This is a genomic window from Streptomyces sp. CC228A (assembly GCF_021390935.1).
Lineage (GTDB): Bacteria > Actinomycetota > Actinomycetes > Streptomycetales > Streptomycetaceae > Streptomyces.
Genome location: NZ_JAJPUI010000002.1, coordinates 202,812 through 227,495, shown reverse-complemented (window position 1 = coordinate 227,495; position 24,684 = coordinate 202,812). Strand labels below are relative to the sequence as shown.

General features: G+C 72.5%; 20 protein-coding genes. 9 read left to right on the top strand and 11 right to left on the bottom strand.

Going from position 1 to position 24,684, the window contains the following annotated elements; translation table 11 throughout:
• Nucleotides 1-132 precede the first annotated feature (132 nt).
• Nucleotides 133-294 (bottom strand): hypothetical protein, encoded by a 162-nt coding sequence (locus L6E17_RS06455; protein ID WP_236239811.1) that lies wholly within the window; start codon nucleotides 292-294, stop codon nucleotides 133-135.
• Between the two features lie 509 nt (nucleotides 295-803).
• On the opposite strand from L6E17_RS06455, the gene ureA reads away from it, so the two are divergent.
• The 6 genes from ureA to L6E17_RS06425 all read left to right on the top strand — a co-directional run bounded on the left by ureA (nucleotide 804) and on the right by L6E17_RS06425 (nucleotide 8,817).
• Nucleotides 804-1,583 (top strand): urease subunit gamma, encoded by a 780-nt coding sequence (ureA, locus tag L6E17_RS06450; RefSeq protein WP_236240377.1) that lies wholly within the window; start codon nucleotides 804-806, stop codon nucleotides 1,581-1,583.
• Between the two features lie 157 nt (nucleotides 1,584-1,740).
• The gene (locus tag L6E17_RS06445) at nucleotides 1,741-3,423 is read left to right on the top strand and encodes an urease subunit alpha (RefSeq protein WP_236239810.1); all 1,683 of its coding nucleotides are present in this window, start codon (nucleotides 1,741-1,743) and stop codon (nucleotides 3,421-3,423) included.
• 269 nt (nucleotides 3,424-3,692) lie between these two features.
• On the top strand, nucleotides 3,693-4,724 hold the full coding sequence (locus L6E17_RS06440) for an agmatine/peptidylarginine deiminase (protein WP_236239809.1): 1,032 nt from the start codon (nucleotides 3,693-3,695) through the stop codon (nucleotides 4,722-4,724).
• 241 nt (nucleotides 4,725-4,965) lie between these two features.
• Entirely contained in the window at nucleotides 4,966-5,514 is a 549-nt protein-coding gene (locus L6E17_RS06435; RefSeq protein ID WP_236240376.1) for a TetR/AcrR family transcriptional regulator, read from the top strand.
• A 295-nt stretch (nucleotides 5,515-5,809) separates the two neighbouring features.
• A complete protein-coding gene (cimA, locus tag L6E17_RS06430; protein WP_236239808.1) occupies nucleotides 5,810-7,417 on the top strand; it encodes a citramalate synthase in 1,608 nt (535 codons plus the stop codon).
• Nucleotides 7,418-7,464: 47 nt separating this feature from the next.
• Nucleotides 7,465-8,817: a hypothetical protein gene (locus L6E17_RS06425; protein WP_236239807.1), complete on the top strand. Its 1,353-nt coding sequence runs from the start codon at nucleotides 7,465-7,467 to the stop codon at nucleotides 8,815-8,817.
• A 21-nt stretch (nucleotides 8,818-8,838) separates the two neighbouring features.
• Here the strand turns inward: L6E17_RS06425 and L6E17_RS06420 are convergent, their stop codons facing one another.
• Both L6E17_RS06420 and L6E17_RS06415 read right to left on the bottom strand, forming a co-directional pair.
• Nucleotides 8,839-9,933 (bottom strand): IS630 family transposase, encoded by a 1,095-nt coding sequence (locus tag L6E17_RS06420; RefSeq protein WP_236239806.1) that lies wholly within the window; start codon nucleotides 9,931-9,933, stop codon nucleotides 8,839-8,841.
• Between the two features lie 189 nt (nucleotides 9,934-10,122).
• A complete protein-coding gene (locus L6E17_RS06415) occupies nucleotides 10,123-10,908 on the bottom strand; it encodes an acyltransferase (protein WP_236239805.1) in 786 nt (261 codons plus the stop codon).
• On the opposite strand from L6E17_RS06415, the gene L6E17_RS30425 reads away from it, so the two are divergent.
• From L6E17_RS30425 to L6E17_RS06405, 3 genes are all read left to right on the top strand, one after another.
• Nucleotides 10,903-11,031, top strand: coding sequence for a hypothetical protein (locus L6E17_RS30425; RefSeq protein WP_268984881.1), 129 nt, complete (start codon nucleotides 10,903-10,905; stop codon nucleotides 11,029-11,031). The two genes, L6E17_RS06415 and L6E17_RS30425, sit on opposite strands and share 6 nt — an antisense overlap.
• A 168-nt stretch (nucleotides 11,032-11,199) precedes the next feature.
• Nucleotides 11,200-12,783, top strand: coding sequence for an acyl-CoA carboxylase subunit beta (locus L6E17_RS06410; RefSeq protein WP_236239804.1), 1,584 nt, complete (start codon nucleotides 11,200-11,202; stop codon nucleotides 12,781-12,783).
• A gap of 14 nt (nucleotides 12,784-12,797) precedes the next feature.
• Complete coding sequence (locus L6E17_RS06405) at nucleotides 12,798-13,007, top strand: acyl-CoA carboxylase subunit epsilon (RefSeq protein ID WP_236239803.1); 210 nt, start codon at nucleotides 12,798-12,800, stop codon at nucleotides 13,005-13,007.
• A gap of 453 nt (nucleotides 13,008-13,460) precedes the next feature.
• Here the strand turns inward: L6E17_RS06405 and L6E17_RS06400 are convergent, their stop codons facing one another.
• The 8 genes from L6E17_RS06400 to L6E17_RS06365 all read right to left on the bottom strand — a co-directional run bounded on the left by L6E17_RS06400 (nucleotide 13,461) and on the right by L6E17_RS06365 (nucleotide 24,427).
• Nucleotides 13,461-14,042, bottom strand: a complete 582-nt coding sequence (locus L6E17_RS06400) for an ATP/GTP-binding protein (protein WP_071269896.1) — start codon at nucleotides 14,040-14,042, stop codon at nucleotides 13,461-13,463.
• A complete protein-coding gene (locus L6E17_RS06395; RefSeq protein WP_236239802.1) occupies nucleotides 14,023-14,577 on the bottom strand; it encodes a DUF742 domain-containing protein in 555 nt (184 codons plus the stop codon). The genes L6E17_RS06400 and L6E17_RS06395 overlap by 20 nt, the downstream gene beginning before the upstream one ends.
• 94 nt (nucleotides 14,578-14,671) lie before the next feature.
• Nucleotides 14,672-15,085, bottom strand: coding sequence for a roadblock/LC7 domain-containing protein (locus tag L6E17_RS06390; protein WP_071269915.1), 414 nt, complete (start codon nucleotides 15,083-15,085; stop codon nucleotides 14,672-14,674).
• Between the two features lie 10 nt (nucleotides 15,086-15,095).
• Nucleotides 15,096-18,572, bottom strand: a complete 3,477-nt coding sequence (locus L6E17_RS06385) for a nitrate- and nitrite sensing domain-containing protein (protein ID WP_236239801.1) — start codon at nucleotides 18,570-18,572, stop codon at nucleotides 15,096-15,098.
• A 381-nt stretch (nucleotides 18,573-18,953) separates the two neighbouring features.
• A complete protein-coding gene (locus L6E17_RS06380; RefSeq protein WP_236239800.1) occupies nucleotides 18,954-19,544 on the bottom strand; it encodes an ATP/GTP-binding protein in 591 nt (196 codons plus the stop codon).
• Nucleotides 19,525-19,935: a DUF742 domain-containing protein gene (locus L6E17_RS06375; protein WP_071269903.1), complete on the bottom strand. Its 411-nt coding sequence runs from the start codon at nucleotides 19,933-19,935 to the stop codon at nucleotides 19,525-19,527. Before L6E17_RS06375 ends, L6E17_RS06380 begins: the two co-directional genes overlap by 20 nt.
• Before the next feature lie 141 nt (nucleotides 19,936-20,076).
• Nucleotides 20,077-20,490 (bottom strand): roadblock/LC7 domain-containing protein, encoded by a 414-nt coding sequence (locus tag L6E17_RS06370; RefSeq protein ID WP_236240375.1) that lies wholly within the window; start codon nucleotides 20,488-20,490, stop codon nucleotides 20,077-20,079.
• Between the two features lie 856 nt (nucleotides 20,491-21,346).
• Nucleotides 21,347-24,427 carry a nitrate- and nitrite sensing domain-containing protein gene (locus L6E17_RS06365; protein WP_308315836.1) on the bottom strand — a complete coding sequence of 1,027 codons (3,081 nt, stop codon included), beginning with the start codon at nucleotides 24,425-24,427 and terminating at the stop codon, nucleotides 21,347-21,349.
• Between the last annotated feature and the right edge of the window lie 257 nt (nucleotides 24,428-24,684).

The following is a 24,684-nucleotide window of genomic DNA, read 5'->3' as shown; positions in this document are numbered from 1 at the left end:
GCTGCGGGCCCGCGGCGGCAGTCCGGGGCCCCGTGGCGTGGCTACGAGGGGCGACGCCCCGCAGTCGTGGCTCCGGGGCGTCGCCCGCCTGCCGTGCCGCTGCGCGGCTCGCTGCTGCCGCCGGCCGGTGTGTCAGCCCTGGGGCCGCTCCTGTAGGAGGTGCCTGCGCCGGAGTCGCCGCTTCCGCCGCTCCTCGCGGTACACCATGACATCGACGACGACATCAGCGGTGTGGACCAGAACGCCGACCAGCGCCCTCAGTGCCCGTACCGCGACTCCGGCGATCTCTTCCACCGCACGTCCTTCCCTTCCGTACCACACCTGTCAGTCCACCCCGAGGGAGTCGGGGCAGGGCGGCCGTAGCCGAAGGCTGCCGCACCGGGCCCCGGCCCCTGACCCTGGGGCGGAGAGGCGGGCGCCCTGGCGGCGCCTTCGCCTGCCGGCGCCGCACCGGTTTGCCCACCCGCCCCCGTCACCCGCGGCAACGGCCCGTCCGGACGCGGCCCGTCGACCTCCCGGAGCCCGGCGGCGGCCCGTGACCCGTCGTACGCGGATGCCCCCCGGCCTCACCTCACGAGACGCCGCCATCCGCCTGCCGGTTGAGCCGTCGGGATGCCTCCTGCCCGGCCCTTTCACGCCCTGCGGCTGCCATTCCGACGGGCTCCGTGGCCTGCCCTGAGAGTTAGAGCAGCGCTCAATATGAGACGTGCGGGGTCATAAGTCAACGGTTTCTTTCGTTATGCGGGCAGGTTAGAGTGGCGCTCAAACGTGCTGGCAAGTGCGTGCCAGGAGGTGTGAACGACATGCGACTGACCCCCACAGAACGCGACCGGCTGCTGCTCTTCGGCGCCGCCGAGCTCGCCCGGGCCCGCCGCGCCCGCGGACTGCGGCTGAACGTCCCGGAGGCCACGGCCCTGATAGCCGACACCGTGTGCGAGGCCGCTCGTGACGGGAGGCGCCTCGCGGAGGCCGTCCAGGCCGCCCGGTCCGTCCTCGGCCCCGACGACGTCCTGCCGGGTGTGGCCGACGTCGTCACGGAGGTCCACGTCGAGGCCGTGTTCGATGACGGCTCCCGGCTCGCCGTGGTGTCCGACCCCATCGGAGCCCGCTCCGGCGAGAACGCCCCCGGTGCCCTCCTCCCCGGCCCCGGCTACGCCGAAGCCGCCCCCGAGGTGAAGCTCACCGTCCGCAACACCGCCGCCGTACCGATCAGCGTGACCTCGCACTTCCACTTCTTCGAGGCCAACCCCCGGCTCCGCTTCGACCGCGCCGCCGCGTACGGCATGCGGCTGTGCATCCCGGCCGGTTCGTCCATGCGCTTCGACCCCGGCGGCGAGGCCGAGGTCGGGCTCGTACCGATCGGCGGCGACCGCGTCGCGATCGGCTTCGCGGGCCTCGTCGACGGCCCGCTCGACGCGCCCGGCGCCAAGGCGGAAGCCCTGCGCAGAGCCGTGGCCTGCGGGTACCTGGGCGCGGACGCGGCCCCGCGGCCGCCCCCGCGCCGCTGCCGGAAGCCGCCCTGTCAGCCGGTCCGGCCGCGGCGACCCCGGAGGCGCCGGCCGCGGCGCCCCCGGCGACCCTAGCGACTCCGGTGACCCAAGCGACCCCCGTGACCCCGGCGCCCCAGGCGGTCCCGGTGATCACGGCGACCGCCGAGGCGGTCTTGGCGGCGGGTCCGGCCGCGGCGGCGCTTGCCGCACCGGAGCGGGCATCCGGGTCCGGGGTGGAGGAGAACGCCTGATGGACCCCTACGAGTACGCATCCGTCCACGGCCCGCGCGCGGGCGACCGCGTCCGCCTGGGCGACTCCGGGCTCACGGTCCGCGTCGAGTCCGACGCCCAGAAGCCCGGCGACGAGTTCCTCGCGGGCTTCGGCAAGACCGCCCGCGACGGCCTGCACCTGAAAGCCGCCGCCGTCCGCGACACCTGCGACGTCGTCATCAGCAACGTCCTCGTGATCGACGCCGTGCAGGGCATCCGCAAGGTGTCCGTCGGCATCCGCGAAGGCCGGATCCACGCGATCGGCCGCGCGGGCAACCCGGACACCGTCGACGGCGTCGACGTCGTCGTCGGCACGGGCACCAGCATCGTCTCCGGCGAGGGCCTGATCGCCACGGCGGGAGCCGTCGACACCCACGTCCACCTGCTGTCCCCCCGCATCATGGAAGCGTCCCTCGCCTCCGGCGTGACCACGATCATCGGGCAGGAGTTCGGCCCTGTGTGGGGCGTCGGGGTCAACTCCCCGTGGGCCCTGAGGCACGCCTTCAACGCCTTCGACGCCTGGCCCGTCAACATCGGCTTCCTCGCGCGCGGCTCCTCCTCCGACCCCGCCCCCCTGGTGGAGGCCCTCGCCGAGGGCGGCGCCTCCGGCTTCAAGGTCCACGAGGACATGGGGGCCCACACCCGCGCCCTGGACACCGCCCTCAGGGTCGCCGAGGAGCACGACGTGCAGGTCGCCCTGCACAGCGACGGCCTCAACGAGTGCCTCTCCGTCGAGGACACCCTGAAGGTCCTGGAGGGCCGGACCATCCACGCCTTCCACATCGAGGGCTGCGGCGGCGGACACGTCCCCAACGTCCTCAAGATGGCCGGCGTCCCGAACGTCATCGGCTCCTCCACCAACCCCACCCTCCCCTTCGGGCGGGACGCGGTCGCCGAGCACTACGGCATGATCGTCTCCGTCCACGACCTGAAGACCGACCTGCCCGGCGACGCCGCCATGGCCCGCGAGCGGATCCGCGAGGGCACCATGGGCGCGGAGGACGTCCTGCACGACCTCGGCGCGATCGGCATCACGTCGTCGGACGCGCAGGGCATGGGAAGGGCCGGCGAGACCGTACGCCGGACCTTCGCCATGGCCGGGAAGATGAAGGCCGAGCTCGGCCCGCTGGAGGGCGACGGTGACGGCGACGACAACGCCCGCGTCCTGCGGTACATGGCCAAGCTCACCATCAACCCGGCCATCGCCCACGGCCTCGCGCACGAGGTCGGCTCCCTCGAGGTCGGCAAGCTCGCCGACGTCGTGCTGTGGCGGCCCGAGTTCTTCGGCGCGAAGCCGCAGCTCGTCCTGAAGGCCGGCTTCCCCGCGTACGGGGTCGTGGGCGACCCGAACGCCGCCACCGACACCTGCGAACCGCTCGTGCTGGGGCCGCAGTTCGGCGCGCACGGGGCGACCGCGGCCGACATCTCGGTGGCCTTCGTGTCCGGCGCCGCGGCCCGGTCGGGCGGTGACGGCATGCCGACCCGCCGCCGACGCGTCGCGGTCCGCGGCACGCGGGGCATCGGCCCCGGGAACCTCCTCCTCAACTCCCGTATCGGAGAGGTGTCGGTGGATGCCCGCACGGGCCTGGTGACGCTGGACGGCGACCCCGTCCGCTCGGCCCCCGCCGACTCGGTGAGCCTGAACCGCCTCTACTTCCTGTGACGCGCAGACGCCCCGAGGCCCCGGCGCCCCGAAGCCCCGGCGCCCCGGGCCTGAAGCCCCGATGACCTCGTGGTCCCGGGGCCGCGGGCGCCCGGCCCCGTGGCTCCGGCGGCCCCGTTGCCCGACGCGTGCCGCCCCCTCCGCCCTCGCTCTCGGTACCCCCCGAGGCCCCGACGCCCCGACACCTCCGACACCTCCGACACCTCCGACACCTCCGACACCTCCGACACCCCCGACACCCCGACACCCCGACACCCAAGGACACCTCCATGACGTCGAGTACGCCCGCCGGCTTCCGCATGCCCGCGGAGTGGGCCCCGCACGAACGCACCTGGATGGCCTGGCCGAGCCCCAACCCCACCTTCACCGACGCCGAGGAGCTGGCCGAGGCCCGCGCGGCATGGGCGAACGTGGCCCGCGCGGTCCGCCGCTTCGAACCCGTCACCATGGTCGTGGCCCCGGCCGACGCCGCGTCCGCCCGCGCCGCGCTGGGCCCGGACATCGACCTCCTCGAACGGGACCTCGACGACGCGTGGATGCGGGACATCGGCCCCACGTTCGTCACGAACGGCAGCGAACTGGCGGCCGTCGACTGGGTGTTCAACGGCTGGGGCGCCGCGGACTGGGCGCGCTGGGAACACGACTCCAAGATCGCCCGCCATGTCGCGGACGCCGCGGGCGTCCCCGTGCACAGCAGCCCCCTCGTCAACGAGGGCGGCGCCATCCACGTCGACGGCGAGGGCACCGTCCTGCTCACCGACACCGTCCAGCTCGGACCGGAACGCAACCCCGGGTGGAGCCGCGCCCAGGTGGAGGCCGAGATCCACGCCAAACTCGGCACCACGAAGGCGATCTGGCTGCCCCGCGGCCTCACCGGCGACTACGGCCTCTACGGCACCCGCGGCCATGTCGACATCGTCGCCGCCTTCGCCCGCCCCGGCGTCGTCGTCGCCCACACCCAGCCCGACCCGGCCCACCCCGACCACGAGCTGTGCAAGGCGAACGTCGCCCTCCTGCGCTCCCAGACCGACGCGAAGGGCCGCACGCTGGAGGTCGTCGAGGTCCCGGCGCCGACGATCCTGGAGGAGGACGGCGCATGGGTCGACTACTCGTACATCAACCACTACCTCTGCAACGGCGGCGTCGTCCTGTGCGCCTTCGGTGACCCGCGCGACGAGCTCGCCGCCGGCATCTTCCGCCGCCTCTTCCCCGACCGCACCGTCACCCTGGTGGACGCCCGCACGATCTTCGCGGGCGGCGGCGGCATCCACTGCATCACCCAGCAGCAGCCGAGGATCTGACCGAGCGCCCGGCGACACCCGCCGGTGACGGCAGGGGCGCGCGGTGCGAGCCCGCGCCCCTGCCGGCGGACACGGCCGCCCCCGGCGGCCGGGGCAGGAGACCGCACGCACGGGTGGCCGAGGCCGGCTGGAGATCGGGTACAACGGACCAGTGAACGAACCGCGCAAGGCACGACAGGGGAGCGCCACCGCCCGGCGCCGCAACGCCGCCCCGCCCCGCGAGGAGGTGCTCGCCGCCGCCATGGCGATGATCGCCGAACGGGGCCTCGACGGCCTCACCATGGCGGGGCTCGGCCGCGAGGTCGGCATGAGCAGCGGCCACCTCGTCTACTACTTCCGCACCAAGGACGAACTGCTGCTGCAGACCCTGGAGTGGAGCGAGGGCCGCCTCGGCGCCGAACGCAGCGCCCTGCTGTCGCAGCAGGCGCTCCCCGTCGCGGACCGCCTGGCGGCCTACGTCGAGCTGTACGTCCCCGAAGGACCGCGCGACCCGCACTGGACGCTGTGGCTGGAGGTCTGGAACCGGTCGCAGAACGCCGACGCCGACGCCCGCGCCCGGCAGGCCGCCATCGAGGGGGCCTGGCACCGCGACCTCGTCGCCCTGCTCGCCGAGGGCGTCTCGCACGGCGAGCTGCGCCGCGTCGACCCCGACCGGTACGCGACCCGGCTGCGCGCCCTCCTGGACGGGTTCAGCGTGCACGTGGCGGTGGGGATACCGGGCACCGGCCGCGACCAGGTCCTCACGCACGTGAGGGAACACCTGGCGCAGACCGTACTGACCGCATCGTGAGACTTATGCCCATGCTTCGGCCCGTCTGTGGCACACTGCGACCGTGCTCGCATACCCGATGATTATCGGCAGCAGCGCGCCGGTCCGCAGTGATCGCTGAACCCGACGCCACCGACGTCGCGGCAGTGGACACCGTGTCCCAGACCCGCGCGCAGACCTCTCGCACCCGCGAGGGGTTTTTTCGTTTTCCGGGCCCTCACCCTCGGGCACGGAGGGCGGCGCGCGAAGATGGGGACAAGTGGATCCGTTCATTCCGGAGCCCGGAGCCACATCCCACAGGAGCAGGACAGCAGCCATGACCACGGTTCAGCCCGTCGACGACAGCTTCCACGTGTTCGACACGACACTGCGCGACGGCGCACAGCGTGAGGGCATCAACCTCACCGTCGCCGACAAGCTGACCATCGCCCGGCACCTGGACGAGTTCGGCGTGGGCTTCATCGAGGGCGGCTGGCCCGGCGCCAACCCCCGGGACACCGAGTTCTTCGCCCGCGCCCGCGCGGAGATCGACTTCCGGCACGCGCAGCTCGTGGCGTTCGGCGCCACCCGCCGCGCCGGCATCCAGGCGTCCGAGGACCCGCAGGTGAGGGCCCTGCTGGAGTCGGGCGCCCCGGTGATCACGCTGGTCGCGAAGTCCCACGACCGCCATGTGGAGCTGGCGCTGCGCACCACGCTGGACGAGAACCTCGCGATGGTCCGCGACACCGTCGCATACCTCCGCGAGCAGGGCCGCAGGGTGTTCGTGGACTGCGAGCACTTCTTCGACGGCTACAAGGCGAACCCTGAGTACGCGAAGGCGGTCGTCCGCGCCGCCCACGAGGCGGGCGCCGACGTGGTCGTCCTGTGCGACACCAACGGCGGCATGCTCCCGCCCCAGGTGCAGGCCGTCGTCTCCACCGTCCTGGCGGACACCGGCGCCCGGCTCGGCATCCACGCCCAGGACGACACCGGCTGCGCGGTGGCCAGCACCCTGGCGGCGGTCGACGGCGGCGCGACGCACGTCCAGTGCACGGCGAACGGCTACGGCGAGCGGGTCGGCAACGCGAACCTGTTCCCCGTGGTGGCCGCGCTGGAGCTCAAGTACAACAAGCGCGTGCTGCCCGAGGGCTCCCTCCAGGAGATGACGAGGATCTCCCACGCCATCGCCGAGGTCGTCAACCTGACCCCCTCCACCCACCAGCCGTACGTCGGCGTGTCCGCCTTCGCGCACAAGGCGGGGCTGCACGCCTCGGCGATCAAGGTGGACCCGGACCTGTACCAGCACATCGACCCCGAGCAGGTCGGCAACACCATGCGGATGCTGGTCTCCGACATGGCGGGCCGCGCGTCGGTCGAGCTGAAGGGCAAGGAGCTGGGCGTCGACCTGCGCGGCGACCGCGAGCTGGTCGGCCGCGTGGTGGACCGGGTCAAGGAGCGCGAGCTCCAGGGCTACACGTACGAGGCGGCCGACGCCTCCTTCGAACTGCTCCTGCGCGAGGAGGCGGAGGGCCGCACCATCCGCTACTTCCGCACGGAGTCGTGGCGGGCGATCGTCGAGGACCGCCCCGACGGCACCCACGCCAACGAGGCCACGGTGAAGGTGTGGGCCGACGGGGAGCGCATCGTCGCCACGGCGGAGGGCAACGGCCCGGTCAACGCGCTCGACCGCGCCCTGCTCGTCGCACTGGAGCGGATCTACCCCCAGATGGCCAAGCTGGAGCTGGTCGACTACAAGGTGCGCATCCTGGAGAGCAGCCACGGCACCGAGTCCACGACCCGCGTCCTCATCACGACGGGCGACGGCGAGGCGGAGTGGTCGACCGTGGGCGTCGGTGAGAACGTCATCGCCGCGTCCTGGCAGGCCCTGGTCGACGCGTACACGTACGGCCTGCTCAGGGCGGGCGTCGAACCGGCGAAGGACTGAACCGGTACACACGCGCCTTTTCCCCTGTTTGGGGTAACGTCGATGATATGAGGACGAGGCCGCTCTCGGTGGTGGCGGGTCTGATCCTGGCGCTTCTCCTGGCGCTGGCGCCCGCCGCTCTGGCGCGGGCGGCCTCGGACGCGCTGCGGGACGCCGGATCGTCGCTGCGGCAGGACCCCGTCTACGTCCACCCGGACGCGCGGGCGCAGCTGACCCCCTCCGCGGAGCGGGCGCTGGAGCAGAAGATCCTCCAGGCGGACAAGCCCCTGATGGTGGCGGTCCTCCCGGCGTCCGAGGACTTCCCGCCCGACGGACTCCTCCAGGACCTGCGCACCTTCACGGGCGTGACCGGCGTGTACGCGGTCCGCCTGGGGGACGCCTTCGACGCGGGCGCGGACCGGGCGGTCATGCCGCAGCAGGCAGTCGAGAACCTCGTGTCGGCGGTCCGCCAGCCCGGTGTGGACGCGGAGACCGAGCTGAACGGCTTCGTGGACCAGGCGCTGCCCCAGATGCGCGGCTCCGCCCCCTCCACCTGGGCGGGCACGCCGGACGGCGAGGTCCCGGTGGGCGGCCTGATCACGGTCGGCACCCTCCTGGCGGCCACCGCGGCGGGAGGCACGGCCGTCGCCCTCCGCAGGCGCAACCGCAGGCGGGAGGAGGAGCAGGAGTCCCTGGCCAAGCTCCGCACGGTGGTCGACGAGGACATCACGGCGTTCGGCGAGGAGCTGGACCGCCTCGACTTCCACCCCGGCGACCCGTCGGCCGACGACGCCATGCGGGCCGACTACGAGCACGCCCTGGACGCCTACGACCGGTCCAAGTCCCTCATGGCGCAGGCCCGCCACCCCCACGACGTCCGCGACGTCACCGAGTCCCTCGCGGACGGCCGCCACGCGCTGGCCGTCCTTGCCGCCCGCCGCGAGGGCCGCCCGCTTCCCGAGCGGCGGGCACCCTGCTTCTTCGACCCCCGCCACGGCCCGTCGGTGACGTCCCTGCAGTGGACCCCGTCCGGCGGCACCCCGCGGGAGGTCCCGGTCTGCGCGGCGGACGAGTCCCGCCTGAAGGCGGGCCATGCCCCGGACGCGCGCACCGTCGACACCCCCCAGGGCCCCCGCCCGTACTGGGAGGCCGGCCCCGCCTACGGCCCCTGGGCCGCCGGCTACTACACGGGCGGCATCCTGCCGGGCCTCCTCGTCGGCACGATGCTCGGCTCCATGCTGTCCACCCCCGCCTACGCGGCCGAGTACGGCGGCGCCGACTTCCAGGGCGGCGACTTCTCCGGCGCCGACTACAACCCCTCCGACTTCGGCGGCGACTTCGGCGGCGACTTCGGAGGCGGCGGCGACTGGGGCGGCGGAGGCTTCGGAGGCGGAGGCGGCGACTTCGGGGGCGGGTTCTAGTGTCTCGTGATCCTGTTCATGTCAGTTCGAGTTGTTATTGACGAGTTTCTTCACGTTGGTCGCGACGAGTTTGACCTTCGCAAGGACCTCGCCGGCAGTCGCGGTCCAGGTGAACGGCTTCGCCGTCGCGTTCCAGGAGCTGATGTAGTCACGGATCTGCTTGATCAGGACGTTGACGCTGGAGAACGTGCCGCGGCGGATGGACTGCCGGGTCAGGATTCCGAACCAGATCTCGATCTGGTTCAGCCACGAGGAGCCGACGGGGGTGAAATGGAAGTGGATGTGCGGGTTCTTGGCCAGCCACTCCCTGACCTCCGGAGTGGTGTGCGTGGAGAGGTTGTCCAGGACGACATGGATGTCCTTCCCGGCGTGCGGCTTCACCGCCTTCTTCAAGAAGGCCAGGAAGTCCTTGCCGTTCCGGGTCGGCTTGCACTCGCCAAGTACTTCGCCGGTGGTCACGTTCAGGGCAGCGAACAGATTTGTGGTGCCGTGCCGGACGTAGTCGGCGGTGCGCTTCTCGCTCGCCGCGAAGGCGACCGGCAGCACCGGCTGGGTCCGGTCCAGGGCCTGGATCTGCGTCTTCTCATCGATCGAGAGGACCACCGCGCCGCCCGGCGGGGCCAGATACAAGCCGATCACATCGGCCACTTTCGCCGCGAACGCGGGGTCTTTCGAAAGCTTGAAGGTGCCGGAGCGGTGCGGCTTCAGGTTCTCCTCCCGCCAGATCCGCGCGATGTAGTGCCAGGACACGGTGATGTTCTCGGTCCGCCTCAGGTACTTCGCCAACTCGCGCGTGGACCAGTGCGAAAGGCCGGTGCCGTCCGGCGGCGTCATGCGCGTCAGCGCGATCACGCGGGCCCGCACCCGCGCCGGCACTTGTTCCCGGGCTCCGCCGGGCCGGTCGCCTTCCAGCCCAGCCAGTCCGAGCTCGACATAACGCCGCTTCCAGCGGTCCACCGTCGGCAGGGATACGCCAAGCAGTTCAGCGATGTCCTTGCGGCGACGGCCTTCGCTCGACCACAGCACGATCCGGCCCCGCGTCGCTATGTCGGCGGGCACGTCCGGGCTATTTACCAACTCCCGCAACACGGCGGCCTGTTCTACAGAGAGCTCCACACCAAGCGACCCTGCCACACAGGATCAAGTAACGCCAACGGAATCACGAGACACTAGCCGCACCCCGGACCGCACCGCCGGTGCCCTGGCCGCCCGCACCGCCCGGCCCCTCGGCCCCCGCACCACCCGGCCTGCGACCGACCCGCCTTGCGACCGAACCGGGTCGGTGACCCCTGAGGACCTCCCGGCTCAGCCCGTACGCGCCGGTTCGCCCGGTGATTGCGGGGCGGGGGCGGGTGCGGGCCGGGGGACCTGCGGGCCGGCGCCGCGCAGCAGGCGTTCCAGGGGGTGCTCCACCCCGTGGTAGGCCAGGCCGGACAGGGCCTGGCTGACGACGATCACCAGCAGCCAGACCAGGGCCGTGTCCACCAGGCCCTCCGGGCGGCCGTAGGTGCCCAGCCAGGTGCGGATGACGATCTCGTGGATCAGGTACCAGGCGAACGACCAGTGGCCGAGCCGGACCGACCAGCGGCCGCCCAGGCCGGTCCGGCGGCCGTCGAGGTCCGCGCGGGCCGCGGCCGCGACGAGGAGCGCGAAGACCGGCGTCGACAGCAGCTGCGAGGCGTGGTACGGGCCGTACCATTCGGCGTCCGAGGCATACCACGACCAGGGGATCAGGACGAGGTGCCAGCCGGCGGTCAACGCCACGGCCGGCCACAGCCCGACCGGCGGGCGCCAGCCGCGGGCCACCGCGAGGCCCGCGGCGACCCCGAGGACGAACTGGAGCATGCGGGACAGCGGCAGGTAGTCCAGCGCCCACACCCGCGTCGACCCGGGCTCGATCAGCGCGCCGCCCATCCACACCAGGACCACGCCGACGCAGGCCAGCGCCCAGATCCAGCGGCGGCCCCGGCCCGAGCGGAACGCCGGGAGCATCATGAGCAGCGGGAAGACGAGGTAGAACCACGCCTCGTCGCTCAGGGACCAGGCGGCCGGGTTGGCGCCCTTCACCGTGTCCGGCATCCAGGCGTGCACCAGAGCAGGTTCGCGACCACGGCCTTCGCCGACACCATCGCCGTCTGGCCGAGCCACACCCAGACGGCGACGGACAGGGCGCCCGTGGCCACGGGGCACGCGGCGCCGCCCGCGGCCGGGTGATCATCGGGGCGGGGGCCGTTTGTAGGACTCCTCTAGGCCATCGGGGTGCAACCCTGGTACTTCGGCTGCACCGGGAGGCGGTTCTGTTCAGGGGGTACAGGAGAACACCCCCGAGACTGTACGGAGTCGACGGCGGGATTTCCTTGGTCGGTTCCGTAGGGTCGGTGCATGACCGTTGTGGACGAAACCCAGGGCGAGGCCACCGACGCCCGCGGGCGGGTGGCCGAGCTGCACGCCCTGCGCGAGGAGGCCAAGCGCGGCCCCAGTGAGCGCGCCACCGAGGCGCAGCACGCCAAGGGCAAGCTGACCGCACGCGAGCGCATCGAGCTGCTGCTGGACGAGGGGTCGTTCCGGGAGGTCGAGCAGCTGCGGCGGCACCGCGCGACCGGGTTCGGGCTGGAGAACAAGAAGCCCTACACCGACGGCGTCGTCACCGGCTGGGGGACCGTCGACGGCCGCACCGTGTTCGTGTACGCGCACGACTTCCGCATCTTCGGCGGCGCCCTCGGCGAGGCCCACGCCACCAAGATCCACAAGATCATGGACATGGCCATCGCGGCCGGCGCCCCGCTCGTCTCGCTGAACGACGGCGCCGGCGCGCGCATCCAGGAGGGCGTCTCCGCGCTCGCCGGCTACGGCGGCATCTTCCAGCGGAACACCAAGGCGTCCGGGGTCATCCCGCAGATCAGCGTGATGCTGGGCCCGTGCGCGGGCGGCGCCGCGTACTCGCCGGCGCTCACCGACTTCGTGTTCATGGTGCGCGAGACCTCGCAGATGTTCATCACCGGCCCCGACGTCGTCAAGGCCGTCACCGGCGAGGAGATCACGCAGAACGGGCTCGGCGGCGCCGACGTGCACGCCGAGACCTCCGGCGTCTGCCACTTCGCGTACGACGACGAGGAGACCTGCATCGCCGAGGTGCGGTACCTGCTCTCCCTGCTGCCGTCCAACAACCGGGAGAACCCGCCCGTCCACCCGACCGGCGACCCCGCCGACCGGCGCGGCGACGCGCTGCTGGACCTCGTGCCCGTCGACGGCAACCGGCCGTACGACATGCACAAGGTCATCGAGGAGCTCGTCGACGACGGCGAGTTCCTGGAGGTGCACGAGCGCTGGGCCCGCAACATCGTCTGCGCCCTCGCGCGGCTGGACGGGCAGGTCGTCGGCATCGTCGCCAACCAGCCGCAGACGCTGGCCGGCGTGCTCGACATCGAGGCGAGCGAGAAGGCCGCCCGCTTCGTGCAGATGTGCGACGCCTTCAACATCCCGATCATCACGCTGCTCGACGTGCCCGGCTTCCTGCCCGGCGTCGACCAGGAGCACGGCGGCATCATCCGGCACGGCGCCAAGCTGCTGTACGCCTATTGCAACGCCACCGTGCCGCGGATCTCGCTGATCCTCAGGAAGGCGTACGGCGGCGCCTACATCGTCATGGACTCGCAGTCCATCGGCGCCGACCTCACCTACGCCTGGCCGACCAACGAGATCGCCGTCATGGGCGCCGAGGGCGCCGCGAACGTCATCTTCCGCAGGCAGATCGCCGAGGCCGAGGACCCCGACGCCATGCGCGCCCGCATGGTCAAGGAGTACAAGGCCGAGCTGATGCACCCGTACTACGCCGCCGAGCGCGGGCTCGTGGACGACGTCATCGAGCCCGCGGAGACGCGGGAGGTGCTCATCAGGTCCCTCGCGATGCTGCGCACCAAGCACGCGGACCTGCCCTCCCGCAAGCACGGCAACCCGCCCCAGTGACCGAGGAGCCCCCTGTGACCACGCCCACCGCCGACCCTTCCCTCCTCCGGGTGGAGAAGGGCCAGGCCGCGCCCGAGGAACTCGCCGCGCTCACCGCGGTCATCCTCGCCCGCGCCGCGGCCCGGCCCGCCGCCGGGCCTGCCCGCCCCGCCCGCTCCACCGCCGGCTGGCGGCGCCTGGAGCGCCAGTCCGGTTTCCGGGCGCCGCACTCCTGGCAGGGCTGACCCCGCGCAGCACCCCGAAGGCCCCCGCACCCGCCGCGTCAGCGCGAGTGCGGGGGCCTTCCGCATGCCCGCGGGCCTGTGCGCGCCGGTGCCCGCACCCGGGCCGCCGAGCGGGCCGCCGAGCGGGCCGCCGAGAGTGCCGCCCGCTACCGGGCACCGCCCCGGCACCGCCGCGCCCATCGGGCACCGCCCCGGTCCCACCTCCGCCGCACGTACCTGACCGCCGCGGCCACGGAGTAGCGCCGCGGCCACGGAGTACCGCCGCGGCTCCCGCGCACCGCCTGCCGACCACCGCGCGCCGCCTGCCGGCTCCCGCGCGCCGCCCGCCGCCGCGGCCACCACGTGCACCACCGGCATCCCCTCGTACCGCGCACCGCCGGTGCACGCCCGCGTACGCGAGAGGCCCGCGGCACCGGGAAGGGTGCGCGGGCCTCTCGCGGACGTGCGGCGTGCTTACCGCAGCCGGGCCATGAGGGCGTGCTCGACCAGGGTGATGAGCGCGCTCTTGGCGTCGGCGCGGTGGCGGGCGTCGGTGGTGATGATGGGGGTGTCGGGGCCGATCTGGAGGGCTTCGCGGACCTCGTCGGGGGTGTAGGGCTGGTGTCCGTCGAAGCCGTTGAGGGCGATGACGAAGGGGAGGCCGCTGTTCTCGAAGTAGTCGACGGCGGGGAAGCAGTCGGCGAGGCGGCGGGTGTCGACGAGGACGACGGCGCCGATGGCGCCGCGTACGAGGTCGTCCCACATGAACCAGAAGCGGTCCTGGCCGGGGGTACCGAAGAGGTAGAGGATCAGGTCCTGGTCCAGGGTGATCCGGCCGAAGTCCATGGCGACGGTCGTCGTCGTCTTGTCGCCGGTATGGGTGAGGTCGTCGATCCCCGCGGAAGCGGACGTCATGACGGCCTCGGTACGCAGCGGGTTGATCTCCGAGACGGCGCCGACGAACGTGGTCTTGCCCACGCCGAAACCACCCGCCACCACGATCTTCGCGCTTGTGGTTGAGCGGGTGGCACCGCCGCTAGAGCTTGCGAAGTCCACTGAGCACCCTTTCGAGCAGTGTCACGTCTGGCTGGCCGCCGGCGGCCTCGTCACCGCCGGGCTGGTGGATGGCGACAAGTCCGGCCTCGGCCAGGTCCGCGACGAGGATCCGGGCGACGCCGAGGGGGATGGAGAGAAGTGCCGAGATCTCGGCCACCGACTTGATCTCGAAGCACAGCCGGCAGATCCGCTGGTGCTCGGGCAACTGCCCGACCAGCCGGGACGGATCGGCCGTGGTCGACACCAGCGCCTCGATGGCGAGCTGGTACCGGGGTCGCGTCCGGCCGCCGGTCATGGCGTACGGACGGACCAGGGGATTGTGGGCAGCCGTGCCGCCGCCCGCGGGCGCGGAGCGGTGCCGCTGCGCCGGCTGACTGCGCACGTGCTGCGGCTGCTGCTGCTGCGGCTGGTAAGGGTCCTGGTAGGGCTGCTGGTAGCCCTGTCTGCCCGGCGCAGCGGGGAAGTTGAAGCGGTCCGCTTCACCCTGCGACAGATGCGCACCGTCGTACGCCTGATGTCCGCCTGGTGTTGCCACGTTTCCTCCTCCGACTACCGTTCGCCGGTCCATGTCCCTTGAACCGCGCCACCGCACCTTAAGGCGCGGTGGCGAGAAACGCACGGTTCATCTGCTAGTTGAGAAGACTGCCTTGCAGTTCCGCGCGGAGGTCAGGGGTCAGGACGCTGCCGGCGCGGTCCACCAGCAGCGCCATCTCGTAGCCCACGAGGCCGATGTCGGCGTCCGGGTGGGCGAGCACGGCCAGCGAGGAGCCGTCGGAGATGGACATGATGAAGAGGAAGCCGCGCTCCATCTCCACGACCGTCTGGTTGACCAGACCGCCCTCGAAGATCCGGGACGCGCCCTGGGTCAGCGAGGTCAGCCCGGAGGCCACGGCCGCCAGCTGGTCGGCGCGGTCCCGGGGGAAGCCCTCGGACATCGCCAGCAGGAGTCCGTCGGCGGAGACCACCACCGTGTGCGACACCCCGGGGGTGTTGTCCACGAAATTGGTGATCAACCAGTTCAGATTCTGCGCCGCCTGGCTCATCGGGCTCACACTAACGCTCCTGGTTGTAGGTACTACCCGGGCCACTGGGTCGATCGTAAGTGGCCGGTCCGTTCATGTCCGTCCCCGCGTTGCGTCCCTGCAGGACACCCCGCCGCAGATTGCTCAACCTGCCGCGGACGTCCTCGGGTGCGCGGGAGACCTGTGGGCCGCCCTGCGGGGTCTGCTCGGCGGTCCCCTCCATCAGGTTCGCCTTGGGGACCCGCCGGGGCAGTCCGGAGGCCGTCACTCCACCGGCCTTCGGATCCCTCAGCTTGGTGGCCCGCTGCCAGCGCTCGTCGTTCGCCGAACGCCAGTCGTCGGAGCCGCCCGCCTCGCTCTGCGTCTGCGGTTCCTGCCGGACCTGCTGGGCCTGCGGGGCCGACTCGGCCCCCCTGCCCGGCGTGTCCTGCCGGTCCCGGTCCTGGCCCTGGTGGTCCGCGGGCCGCCTGCTGCCCCGGCGCGGAAGGCCCGCGTCGGTCAGCTGGTGCTCGTGATCGGTCTCCTGGGCGGAACCCGGATGGTCGAAGCCTACGCGGTCCCGGTCGTTCGCGGGAGCGCCCTGGGCAGATTCCGTATCCGCACCGTAACCGCCCGCATAGCCGCCGGAGTGGCCGCCCTGGTCCGGCCAGTCACCCTGGTGGGACCGGGAGTCGAACCCGTCGCCGTACGGCTGCCGGTCGGCGTCGGGGTTGCCGAAACCGCCTTCCGCATATGCCGAGGGCTGCGGGTACTCACCGGACCGTTGCGCGCCGCCGTCCTGATAGCCGTCGCCGTACTGCTCGGCGCCGTCCCGGTAGCCGCCGGCGCCGCCGTACTCGGGCTCCGCGGGGGCCTGGTAGCCGCCCTGGGCGCCGTACTCGTCGTAGCCGGGCTGGGCGCCGTAGCCGCCCTCCTGGCCGTACGGGGCCTGTTCGTGGCCGTACGCCTGGTCGGCAGGGCCGTCCTGGCCGCCGCCGTTCCCGTACGGCGCCTGGCCCTCGTACGGCTCCTGGGAGCCGTACGGGTCCTGCCCGCCGTCCCGGGCCCCGTGCTGCTCGTACGGGGCCTGCTCGTAGCCGTCGCGGCCGTAGCCGTCCTGCTCCTGGCCGTAGCCGTCCCGGTCCTGGCCGTACGCCTGCTGCTGCGGGTCGCCGCCGTCGTCCTGGCCGTGGAGCTGGGCGCCGAGCGTGGCGCGACGCTCCCCGCGCATGAGGGAGCGGCCCACCGGGTCCAGCGAGGCGCCGTCCTGCTGCTCGTAGCGGGAGTCGTCGAAGCCGAGCTCCGCCGCCGTCCGCATCGGGGCGGCAGCGGGCTCGTACCCCTGCTGCTCCGGGATCATCTGCGAGACGGTGAAGTCGCCCATCGCCGGCTCGCCGCCACCGCCGTGGGTGATCGCGTCCGGGAGCATGACCAGCGACGTCGTGCCGGCCTGCTCGCCGGACGGGCGCAGCTGCACGCGGATGCCGTGCCGGGCCGAGAGGCGGCCGACCACGAAGAGGCCCATGCGCTGGGACACCGCGGCGTCCACGGTCGGCGGGTTGGCCAGCTTGTGGTTGATGTCCGCGAAGTCCTCGGCGGTCAGGCCGATGCCCTTGTCGTGGATCTCGACCATGACGCGGCCGTCGGGCAGTCGGGTCGCGGTGACGCGCACCTTGGTCTGCGGCGACGAGAACGTCGTGGCGTTCTCCAGCAGCTCGGCCAGCAGGTGCACGAGGTCGGTCACGGCCTGGCCGTGGATCTCCGCCTCGGGGACGCCCGACAGCTCGATGCGCTCGTACTGCTCCACCTCGGAGGCGGCGGCCCGCATGACGTCGACCAGCGGGACCGGCTGGTCCCAGCGCCGGCCGGGCTCCTCGCCCGCGAGGATGAGGAGGTTCTCGCCGTTGCGGCGCATGCGCGTCGCGAGGTGGTCGAGCTTGAAGAGGTTCTCCAGCTGGTCCGGGTCGGCCTCGTTGTTCTCGAGGTCCGTGATCAGGGTCAGCTGGCCCTCGATCAGCGACTGGTTGCGCCGCGAGAGGTTGGTGAAGATCGCGTTGACGTTGCCCCGCAGCAGGGCCTGCTCGGCGGCCAGTCGGACGGCCTCGCGGTGGACCTGGTCGAAGGCGCGCGCGACCTCGCCGATCTCGTCCTGGGTGTCGATCGGGATCGGCTCCACGCGGGTGTCGACCTTGCCGGGCTCGGTGCGCGACAGCTGGTCGACCAGCATCGGCAGGCGCTGCTCGGCGATGCCGAGGGCGGCGTGCCGCAGCCGGCGCATCGAGCGGCTCATCTGCCGGGCCATCATGCCGGCCAGGATGAACGCGGCGAGCAGGGCGACCACGACGATGCCGCCGTTGATGAAGGCGTCGTTGCGGGCGTCGTCGGCGATCGTCGCGGCCTCGGTCACGGCCTTGTCGAGGAGCTCCTTCTCCACCTCGGAGTAGCCCTCGAACTTGCCGGTGGCGACGGCCATCCACGTCTCGGGGGTGACGCCGCCGGTCTTGCGCTTCTTCAGCGCCTCGATGTCGTCGGCGTCCTCGGCCAGGCCGATCGCGTTGGCCATGCCGTCGAATATCGACTTCTGCCCGGAGGCGTTCTCCGCGACCGGCGGCTGCACGCCGGCGGTCTGGAAGTCCTTGGCGCCGTCCTGCGCCTTGCGGGTCATGACGTCGGTCAGCCGCTGGACGTCCGCCTCGGTACCGCCGGAGACGAATTCGCCGATGGCGATGTTCTCCAGGTACTTGTACGAGTTGAACGCCTTGGACTGCTCGCGGAAGACCGCGTCGTCCTTGCTCGGCCGCAGCAGCAGGTGCATGCCGATCGAGCGCTGGAGCGACCCGGCGGCCTTGGCGAGCTGGATGGCGTAGACGGTGCGGCCGTAGCTGGTGACGTTGCCGGTGCCGAGGCCGAGCTCGTTGGCGAACTCCATCAGGTAGTGCTGGACCTTGACGTAGCCCTCTTCGGTCTGCACCGGGTCCAGGGCCTTGGTGTACGCGGCCTTGCGCAGGTCGCCGAGGGTCGGCTCCTCCTTGCGGAAGAGGTCGAGGCGGCGTTCCAGGCCCTGTCCGGAGGGCATGTCCTGCACCGCGGTGTCGAACTTCAGCTTGGCGGCGTCGGTGGCGGCGTACGCCTCCGTGACGGCGTCCGCCTCGCGGTCGGCCGCGCTGCTCGCGGTGAGGAGCGGCTCTGCGGTGAGGTCGCGCTCGTTGAGCAGGGCCTGGCCGTACTCGGCCGCGGCCTGCACGATCCGCGCGGTCTTCTCCGCGTCGCGGGCCTCCTGCCAGGTGTCGACCGACGCCGTCACCTGGAAGCCGCCCATGACCAGGCCGACCAGCACGGGCACCAGCAGGATCGCGTTCAGGCGGGTGGCCACGTGCCAGTTGCGCGGGGACAGCCGACTGGCGCTCCCGCCGCCGGCGGGACCGGCCGGTGGGGGCGTTACGGGCGCGTCCGCAGGCGACGCCGCCGCGCGGGGGGTGAAGTTCCCCCGTGCCTGCTGCTCAGCGGCGCTCTTCGTGCTTCGCCTCACTCGACCAACAACCTCTCGGCGTCGGCACCTAGGTTGTGCCGTTCTTCTGTTCAGAGCCGTACTACTCGGAAGTTCGTGCATTGCAGCACGTAAAGCTGCCGCGCTCCAAACAGCCCGATCGGGGGATTACCCTCGGTCCGCAGGGCCGATAAAACGGGCATAAAGAGCGAGCCCCGTCAAAAGGCGGGGCTCATGTGAGCGCAGCGGCACCAGGTGGATGCGGGTCGTGTCCGTCCCCCCGCAATTCTCTGTCGAAACGTTATGAACGCGGCGGCGGGCCGTGTCCGAGGACACAGCCCGCTCACTGAATGCCTACGACAACTTCCGTATAGGTACGTCTACTTGAATATCCGCCCCACGGAGTCGACGAAACCGGGCGCCCTACTTCAGCCGGGCCATGAGGGCGTGCTCGACCAGGGTGATGAGCGCGCTCTTGGCGTCGGCGCGGTGGCGGGCGTCGGTGGTGATGATGGGGGTGTCGGGGCCGATCTGGAGGGCTTCGCGGACCTCGTCGGGGGTGTAGGGCTGGTGTCCGTCGAAGCCGTTGAGGGCGATGACGAAGGGGAGGCCGCTGTTCTCGAAGTAGTCGACGGCGGGGAAGCAGTCGGCGAGGCGGCGGGTGTCGACGAGGACGACGGCGCCGATGGCGCCGCGTACGAGGTCGTCCCACATGAACCAGAAGCGGTCCTGGCCGGGGGTACCGAAGAGGTAGAGGATCAGGTCCTGGTCCAGGGTGATCCGGCCGAAGTCCATGGCGACGGTCGTCGTCGTCTTGCCGCCGGTGTGCGTCAGGTCGTCGATCCCCGCCGACGCCGAGGTCATGACGGCCTCGGTACGCAGCGGGTTGATCTCCGAGACGGCGCCGACGAACGTGGTCTTGCCCACGCCGAAGCCACCCGCCACCACGATCTTCGCGCTGGTGGTCGACCGGCCTCCCGCAGCCGTACCGCCGCTAGAGCTTGCGAAGTCCACTGAGCACCCTTTCGAGCAGCGTCACATCCGGCGTGCCGCCGGCCTCTCCATTGCCTGGCTGGTGGATCGCCACCATGCCCGCCTCCGCCAGGTCGGCGACGAGGATCCTGGCCACGCCGAGCGGCATCGACAGCAGCGCCGACACCTCGGCCACGGACTTCACCTCACGGCAGAGGTGGCAGATCCGCTGGTGCTCGGGCAGCAGCGTGGACAGGTGCGCAGGGTCGGCCGTGGTCGACACCAGCGCCTCGATGGCGAGCTGGTACCGGGGCCGGGTGCGGCCGCCGGTCATCGCGTAGGGGCGAACCAGCGGCTGATCGCCCTCGTCCCCGTACGACGCGTCGTGCAGCGACGCGCCGTAGGGATCGTGAGAGGCGGTGGGCGGGGTCATGAATCCTCCGGTCGTGACAGCAGGTGGTCTGATTGCCGTCTGACTGGGCCGGTGGGGGGCCGGATGGGGCGGCCGACGGGTGGTAGCGAAGACGACACAAGACAACAGGCGGGTATGGATGGGGCATACCCGCCTGGTCCGCTAGTTGAGCAGGTTCCCCTGGAGCTCCGCGCGGAGGTCAGGGGTCAGGACGCTGCCGGCGCGGTCCACCAGCAGCGCCATCTCGTAGCCCACGAGGCCGATGTCGCACTCGGGGTGGGCGAGCACGGCCAGCGAGGACCCGTCGGAGACGGACATGATGAAGAGGAAGCCGCGCTCCATCTCCACGACGGTCTGGTTGACCGGGCCGCTCTCGAAGATCCGGGACGCGCCCTGGGTCAGCGAGGTCAGCCCGGAGGCGACGGCCGCCAGCTGGTCGGCGCGGTCGCGGGGGAAGCCGTCGGACATGGCCAGCAGCAGTCCGTCGGCGGAGACCACCACCGTGTGCGACACCCCGGGGGTGTTGTCCACGAAGCTGGTGATCAACCAGTTCAGGTTCTGCGCTGCCTGGCTCATCACGCTCAAAACTCACGCTCCTGCGGGTGAGTGCTGCCGACATTGAAGCTTCCCGTGTTGCCGGAACCAGCCTGGCGCCCCTGCTGGATACCGCGCCGCAGGTTCGTCAGCCGGCCCCGCACGTCGTCGGGGGCCCGGGACACCTGCGGACCGGTCTCCTGCGGGGTGTCCTGCGCGGTGCCCGGTACCAGGTTGGCACGGGGCACCCGGCGGGGGAGACCCGAGGTGGTGACCCCGCCGGCCGCGGGCTTGCGCGCGCGCTCCGCCTGGCGGCTCAGCTCGTCGTTGGGGGTGACCCGCCACGAACCCGTGGTGGACGCGTCCGAGCCGCCGGCCTGGCCGTTCCGGTGCAGACCCTGGCCGCGGCCCTGGGCACCGCCGTCCTGGCCGAACGGCTGCCGCCCGGCGGGACCCGCGCCCTGGCCGAACCGGCCGCGGTCCAGCGGGGCCGGGGCGCCGGTGCGGCTGTCGGCCGCGGCGGGCCCCGAGGCCGGCGCCGGCAGCGACGGGGCGGTGCGGCCCTGGGCGGCTGCTGCGGCAGGGCCGGGGTCGGCACGGTCTGGTCGTGCATCGGGTACCGGTCGCCACCGCCCGGCCGTCCCTGGCCCTGCGGTGCGGGGCGGTCCTGGCGGCCGGGGCCGGGCTGCACCGGGCCCTGCGGACCGGGCTGCGGCTGCTGGCCCGCCTGCTGGCCGTGGAACCAGTCGGTCTCCAGCGTGTCGTACAGCGGCGTGCGGGCCTCGGAGGAGCGCCCGCCGGCGGCAGCGCGCGGCTGTCGTCCCGGGGGCGCCGAAGTCGGCGCGCGGCAGCGCGGCGGTGGACGCCGGGTCGCCGGGCCGGCCGCCCCGGGCGCCGTTCACGTCCGGGCGCGGGCCGTCGAAGTCGGGGCGGGGAACTCGGCGGTGGAGCCGGGGCCCTGCGCCTCGGCCGGGAGCTGGGCGAACCGCCCGGTGGAGCCTGCCGGCTCCTCGTGGCCGCGCGGGCCCTCGGCACCGCGCTGGTCGGCGCCCCACCCCGCGGCCTCCGGCTGCGGGGAGCGCTGCGGGTGCCCGGCGCCGGGCCTGCCGCCGCGGCCGTCGCCCGCCCCGGGCAGCGGCTGCCGGTCCTGGCCGCCCTGCGGGTGCTGCGGGTTCTGGCCGCCCTGCGGGTGCTGGGCGTTCTGGCCGCCCTGCCACGCGTCGGGCCGCGGCACGCCGCCGCCCGCACCCGCCCCGGCCTGCGCGGAACGTCCCGCGGTGTCACCGAAGGCGCCCGCGTCGCCGTAGGACCGGCCGGAGTCGCCGTACGAGCCGCCCGCGAAGCCGCCGCCCTGGCCCTGGCGCTGGGGGTCCCGCTGCTGCGGCTGCTGCGGCCGGCCGGACTGGCCGCCGCCCTGCACACCGCCGGGGCCCTGCATGCCGCTGTGCTGGCCGGCACCCTGGCCCATGCCCGTACCGGTACCGGCGCCGTACCGGTTCTGGGAGCCGGGCCCGCCGGCGCCGGGACCGCCCTGGCCGCCCGGCAGCCCGGCCCGCGCACCGGAGCCGCCCGGGGCACCGCCCGGACGGGCCTGGCCGCCCTGGCCGCCGGGGACCGCGGGAGCGCCCGGGGTGCCCGCGGCCGGCTTCTTGCCGCCCTGCGTGACATCGATCGGAAGCATGACGAGTGCGGTCGTGCCGCCCGAGTCCGACGGGCGCAGCTGGATCCGGATGCCGTGCCGCAGCGACAGGCGGCCGACCACGAAGAGGCCCATGCGGCGGGAGACGGAGACGTCCACGGTCGGCGGCGACGCGAGCCGCTCGTTGATCGCGGCGAGGTCCTCGGGGGAGAGGCCGATACCGGTGTCGTGGATCTCGACGAGCACCCGGCCGTCGGGCAGCGCGTGACCGGTGACGCGCACCTTGGTCTGCGGCGAGGAGAACGACGTGGCGTTCTCCAGCAGCTCGGCCAGCAGGTGCACGAGGTCGTTGACGACCCGGCCGGCGACCTCGGTCGCGGGGACGGAGGCCAGCTCGATGCGCTCGTACTGCTCCACCTCGGAGGCGGCGGCGCGGAGCACGTCGACGAGGGGCACGGGCCGGGTCCACCGGCGGCCGGGCTCCTCACCGGCGAGGACGAGCAGGTTCTCGCCGTTCCGGCGCATGCGGGTCGCGAGGTGGTCGAGCTTGAACAGCGAGGCCAGCTGGTCCGGGTCCGCCTCGCGGGACTCCAGCTCGGAGATCAGCGAGAGCTGGCGCTGGATCAGGCCCTGCGAACGGCGCGAGAGGTTGGTGAACATCGCGTTGACGTTGCCTCGCAGCAGGGCCTGCTCGGCGGCGAGGCGGACCGCCTCGCGGTGCACGTCGTCGAAGGCCGCGGCCACCTTGCCGATCTCGTCGCGCGAGTGCACGCCGACGGACTCCACGGAGGTGTCCACGTCCTGCGGGTCGGCCTCGGACAGGTGCTTGACCAGCTGGGGCAGCCGCTCCTGGGCGACCTTGGTGGCGGTGTCCTGCAGGCGCCGCAGCGACTGCACCATGGAGCGCGCCACGACGAAGGCGCCGACGAGGGAGACACCGAGGACGAGGAGGATCAGCGCACCGTTGATGACGGCGTCGCGCTCGGCCTCCTTGCGGAGCTCACGCGCCTTCTCCTCCACCTTGCTGAGGAGGGTCTCCTCGATGGTCTTCATCATCTTGAGCTTGGTGTCCGACTCGTCCGTCCAGTCGAGGAACGAGCGGGCCGGCATGTTGCTCAGGCCGTTCTGGCCGCGCAGCACGCGGCCGGCGTACTCGTCGGCGGCCTGGATCGACGGGTTGCCGGAGTTCAGCGGGGCCAGCAGGGTGGAGGCGTCGCCGCCCGCGGACTCGTAGATCGAGCGGAACGACTTGAGCTGCGCGTTCTCGTTGACGCGGGCGTCCTCGGCGTACTGCCGGTCGTTGACGTTCAGCTCGCGGTTCTTGCCCGAGACGGTCGACTTGGGGAGCGCGGCGGCGATGACGGCGCGCTGGATCGAGGCGTACTCCTTGGCCGAGGAGAACGCCGCCAGCGCACGCGTGCGCTTGATCATGTCGGGGTTGCTGGTCGCCTGCGCCATGTCCTGGGACAGGGTGAGCAGCGACTCGATCAGCCGGTTGTACTTGCCGACCGTCGCGGAGCTCATCCGGCCGTCCGCGTAGGCCTCCTTGCGGATGGAGCCGATCGTGACGACCTGGTTGGCGATCTGGGTGACGTTGGCGCGGATACTCGCCAGCGCCTCGTCGTCCTGCGTGTCGCCGATCTCCTGGGTGGCGTCAAGGAACGCGCGCTGCGCCGCGTCGGTGTCCCCGCGCGGCTGGGTGATCTTGAAGTCCGTGACCGGGTAGCCGTTGGCGAGCGGACCGGCGGTCAGGTCGCGCTCGTTCTGGAGCGCCTGGGCGAGGTAGTGCGCCTCGCGGGTGAGCTTGGTGAGCAGCTGCATGTGGTCCAGCTGCTCCATGTTCTCCATGGACTCCTGGATACGGAGTCCGCCCAGCGAGGTCGCGGCGACCACGGGAAGGGCGAGCAGGGAGACCAGTCGGGTGGAGATGCGCCAGTTGCGCAGGGCTATTCGGGAGCCGGTGTCCCCGGGCGCCTTGCCCTTGCCGCCCTTGGCCGGCTTCGGGTCCTTGCCGTCCTTGCCGCCGTCCTTGCCGTCCTGCGCCGCGTCGGCGGACTGGCCCGGGCCCTTGGGGAGCGCGGGGAGCGCCGAGTCGGGCCGGGACTTTCCGGCCGCCCTGGCGGCCCGCCCGGCGCGCGCCGCCTTCAGTGCGCCTGCCGCGCCCGTCGCCTCGCGCCCGCCGGTCGCCCCGCCGGGGGCGCGTGCGGCGCGGTCCCCGCCGTCGCCGGCAGGTGCCGGTCCCGGGTACGGGGGATGCTGGGGCGAAGTGCCGCGGTCGGTCCCGCCGCGCGGCTCGTGCTCCGCCGCAGCGCTGCCATCCCTCTTGAAACGTCCCTGCACTAGCGTCGCAACCTCTGGACCAGGCGTCCCTCCGCGCGAACGGAGAAGACGGTGTCGGCGTTCATCGGGGGCGTGTGACCACGCCCTTCCGTCTGGGTGACCGGCGCCGGAATCCCCCCTTCCCCGCCGCCGCTCGGCGCTGCCTCGCGCCCCAGCTCGCCGGTCTCCATCCGCGGCGGTGCGTGGAATTCCAGCACAGTGCCGGATCTCCAACAAGGGCGGCGGGTGCCCCCGCCGGAGCCATCACCTCGTGTGAG